Source organism: Wolbachia endosymbiont of Drosophila bocki (assembly GCF_028982005.1).
GTDB classification, from domain to species: domain Bacteria; phylum Pseudomonadota; class Alphaproteobacteria; order Rickettsiales; family Anaplasmataceae; genus Wolbachia; species Wolbachia pipientis.
In genome coordinates, this window is record NZ_JAPQLG010000203.1 from 1 (window position 1) to 4,435 (window position 4,435).

General features: G+C 32.1%; 4 protein-coding genes. All 4 read right to left on the reverse strand.

Annotation, left to right across the window (positions count from 1 at the left end; all coding sequences use genetic code 11):
- Positions 1-142: 142 nt before the first annotated feature.
- Entirely contained in the window at positions 143-1,363 is a 1,221-nt protein-coding gene (locus OZD61_RS05015) for a heme biosynthesis protein HemY (protein WP_274980069.1), read from the reverse strand.
- Entirely contained in the window at positions 1,360-2,091 is a 732-nt protein-coding gene (locus OZD61_RS05020) for a hypothetical protein (RefSeq protein ID WP_274980070.1), read from the reverse strand. Before OZD61_RS05020 ends, OZD61_RS05015 begins: the two co-directional genes overlap by 4 nt.
- The gene (locus OZD61_RS05025; RefSeq protein WP_274980071.1) at positions 2,084-3,313 is read right to left on the reverse strand and encodes a lipoprotein-releasing ABC transporter permease subunit; all 1,230 of its coding nucleotides are present in this window, start codon (positions 3,311-3,313) and stop codon (positions 2,084-2,086) included. The genes OZD61_RS05020 and OZD61_RS05025 overlap by 8 nt, the downstream gene beginning before the upstream one ends.
- A 280-nt stretch (positions 3,314-3,593) precedes the next feature.
- Entirely contained in the window at positions 3,594-4,181 is a 588-nt protein-coding gene (locus OZD61_RS05030; RefSeq protein WP_274980072.1) for a hypothetical protein, read from the reverse strand.
- Positions 4,182-4,435 lie beyond the last annotated feature (254 nt).

Here is a 4,435-nt window from a genome sequence, read left to right on the forward strand (position 1 = left end):
TTCTATTCTTGCCCATTCCCTTTTACTTAAATCTGTTGGATATTTTTTCCTCATCTCTTACCTCAATATTCTTTCTTTATATACCACGTATTCCTTAGTTTGTGGACAACCTCTAATGGTAATTTCTACACTTTGTGGAATTTTATAATATATAATAAACACAATTAAAACTATTACAACTTGAACACTTATGATCCCATTGTTCTAGTTCCCTGTTACAATTTTTACACTTCCAGCCTGGATCAGGCAAAGCTTCTGAGCCCATCTTGTTTAGCCAATAAATTACCTTGTCGTGTTCTTGCAGTGTAACCTTGAGTTGTATTACAATAAAGTAGATTGACATGTAATTAGCTTTTTTCATAGCAGTGTCTAAATATTGACTTGCAAGATCATATTTGCCTGAACTCATTGAGGACAAAGCAAGTAAACAGTAACTAAAATAATAATCAGGGCGTAAGTTGTATAGTCTTTCAGCACCTTTACTATTTAAATTGATGTACATTTTAGCTGACTGAGGAGTAGGATTTACTGTATACTCTGCCTCTAGCACTGCAGAAGCTTTTCTGATTTTTCCAAGTTTAATATATAATTCTGCCTTTAAATAATTGATGGGCTGAAAAATTGCACTATAACGTTGTGCTCTAAATAAAGACTTTATAGCCTCCTTAAAATTTCCTTTACTTTCATATTGCTTTGCTAAAGCGCAATAAAACACTGCAAACATTTCTTTATGATCAAAGGGGAGAAAAATATTGGACTTAACTGCTTCCTTCAACCTCAAAATTGCATTAATCCAATCTTCTTTCAATATGCCATGCTCTATTTGAAAGGGAATAGATAGCATTTTATCGTTAATTGAACTAGAGCAATATTCTATAAATTTTTGAAAGACTACTTTTTCTTGTTTGAGGTGGACAATCAGCTTATTGGCTAGAAGTAGAGCTAAGTTACGATTTTTATTTGCAATATTTGTTAAACCGTTACTGAAAAAGCTGTAATTTCCCGTCTTACCTGAGTTAAAGAGCTTTATTAAAGACAGCCTATCGCTCTCCTCACTCAGACTTTTAACTAGCTTTTGGGCATTCTCTATATTGTCTAAGTCTATGCTAAAGAAAGCTTCAAAGAGAAGCAATTCTTCCCTATCCCTTCTTCTATATCTTATGTTGGCAAATGTTGATGAAATGGAGGAAAAAAAGCGTACAAGTGTAATTAATAAAAATAATAAAACTACACAAGTAAAAATAATGAAATATAGATCAATACTTATAGTGTAATTGCCTAATTCCAATTTTATTACTTCACCACTTACCTTGACCCATATACCAAATAAAAACGAAAAAGCGAAAATTATAAAATAAATCATGAGATATATTGTAACAAGTGATGATATATTGTTGAAATATTCTTAGAAGCTACAATAAAACCATTCAATTTATTCAGCCATGGCTTGAATTCTGAATGCGTTAAATTGCTTACTGTAACAGTTATATTTTGCCAATCATTATCATTTATTGACTCCTCAATTTCTGCGAATTTTACTCTTAATGGATCATTTCGGTCGTCTACCTTTACCCAGTTTGAAATGATTTTTTTAGACAATGTACTTTTGTTGTAATCGATAGTATCAACAGTTTTTTCAAAAGATAACTTCAATTCGTGTAAGGTATTTATCTCTTTCAAATTTTCTAATTCATCTACTGCATTTTCTATCTCTGGATCGTCAAGCTCTGATATCAAAGGCTTTATTGAATTTATATGGTTATCAAATTTTGCTTCTCGCAATAACGAATTCTTCATTTTAACCACAAGTAATAGCAATTTTGCAAGGTTCTTACATCTTGAGTTATCATCACCTTGCTCACATTGAGTATGCTGACTTCTCTTGAGGTCAAATATCTTTTTTTCTATTCTAGATTGATTAACTTCAAGCAACATTCTAAATTCATTCATGTTTTCCGTTAAAGCTTTCACATTGTTTTCACTCTCTTGCTGATTTATTTTTAAAAAGATTATGTTATTTATTGTGATGTAACCGGTAAATAACAATACAATTAAGAACCAACCTATGTACTTTTGCTGAGTATCATTCATAACGTAGTATCTCCGCAGGATCTTGTGCAGCTGCCTGCAATGCAGGAGCAATTGTCGCTAAAAATGATAAGAATAATGCAAGTGCAGAAATGTTCACTACATCTTGAGAAACTAATATCATTGGCAAACTTGAAAAAAAGTATATCATAGGATCAAACAGCTTGACGTTAGTAATGTTTTCTAAAAACACTCTAATGCTTTCGATATTGAGAGAAAAAACGACACCTATAATACAGCCAAGACAAGTTCCCGTAAAACCGATTAATAGACCACAAGCGCAAAATATGCGCATAATGCTTCCACTTGTTGCACCAAATGTACGCATAATTGCAATCGCGGATTTCTTTTCTTGCACTATCATCATTAAATTTGAGACAATATTAAACGCTGCTACAACTATAATCAAAGTGAGAATTAAAAACATCACATTTCTTTCAGTTTTTAAAGCACTAAAATAATGGCTTTGCTGTGATTGCCAACTTTCAGCTTCCATTCCTATTTCTTTTTCTATAGCATCTGCCAGCTTATCAGCTCTAGTAACGTCGTCTACAAGTACTTCTATATTTTTTATGCTATTTTTATAATTAAAAAAGGCTTGTGCTGATTTTAGAGGCATATATATCAAGGCATTATCATACTCAAACATACCCATATTAAATATTGCTATAACTTTATATTTTTTCATTCGCGGCATTTCACCAAGTAATGCATCAAATTCTTCAGATGATATAAACGTAATTTCGTCGCCATAGTCAATGTTCAAAACTTCTGCTAAGCGTGCTCCTATTATTATCCCTTCATCAAATTTTTTTACATCACCTATAATCACATTATTTGTAACGGCAGTACTATCAAGCAAATCTTTAGTTGACACACCTCGCACTACGCTACCCGCAATTTTACCATTTGCTACAATAATAACTTGATCATTGGTCATAGGAGTAGCTTTTAATATACCAGGAATTCTCTCAATAGATTTTGAAACTGCGTAGTAATCTGAATTTATGTTCCTATCAAAATAAACGTTAATATGGCCATCAATGCCAAGTATTGAGTCAAGCAACTTTGCTCTGAATCCGTTCATCACAGACATCACCACTATTAGTGTTGCAACTCCAAGGGCAATGCCGATAATAGAGAACAAAGTCATTATAGAGCAAAATCTGGCATTTCTTGCTCGCAAATAGCAAGCAGCCATAGTAATTTCAAAGGCAATGGACATTACAAAATATTTTGAGGTTAGACATTATATTTTTGAAACTTCGTATAATTGTAGACTTTTCTTTATTTAAAAACTAGAGATTTTTGCTTCCTTAAATTTAGCAGACTTATAGAGTATCTTTAACATTAGAATTTCAAAATCTTCCATATACATCATCCAACCTCACTATATCATTATCAGATAAATGCTCTCCTATCTGAAATTCAACTATTTCAAGTGGAAAGCTTGTGCTTTTATAACATAGAAAAAATCAAGAATATTATTGGGTTTATTCAATAAGTTATAATTCTTTCCTTCCATAATTTTCAAATTGTACAACTAGTTGCTTTACATTTACATCTGTGAGAAGAGCATTTTTGCTAACATGAGGTCTCGGATCAGATTTCGCTGATAAGGGATTCATCTGAGATATTTCATTCCTCATTGGAAATAAGCGAGATTGGGAAGCAACTTTTGGTGATGGCCTAGTTTTTTTCTCCACATCTATATTCACTTGTGCAACAGGAGGGGTCCTGCTTTCAATAGTTTGCGCATTAGGACTTTCTTTTGCTTGATTTTGTTTGAATTTTTTTCTTATCTCTTGTACTTTAATATCGATATTATAATTAATTTCTTTTTCCATAGAAGATACTACCATTTCTAGCTTTGTGCTTGATTTTTGATCAGTATGACCTAACTTTTTAAGTTTTAGTGGTAATTCAGGTTTATCTTTAGTTGATTTAGGAACAGTTCCTACTACTTTTGGTTTTTGTCTAACTTCTTGACCAGCAGTAAACATTTTTTTTGGCAATGGGGGTGCTATTGATGGTTTTGGCAATATTGGAGGTTTAGATTGTTGTTTTTGTTTAAGTTCTCTTTTTGCTTCCATATGTTCTTTAGGAACTGTTACATAAATTAGCTCTTCTCTAGGCGATTTTGAACTTTGTGAATTTTCTGTTAAAATTTTGCTCTTCTTCTCTTGATAATTTGATATCTCTTTGTATCCAGGCTTTTCATCTAATGAATTTCCATGGCCTGAATCATTATAATTAACTTCTACTTGTCTATCTTCTTTTAGAACCTGTTAAGGATCTCGAAAATATGAGGTAAGATAAGCATAGTTAAGAAAGAGGTATATCTATG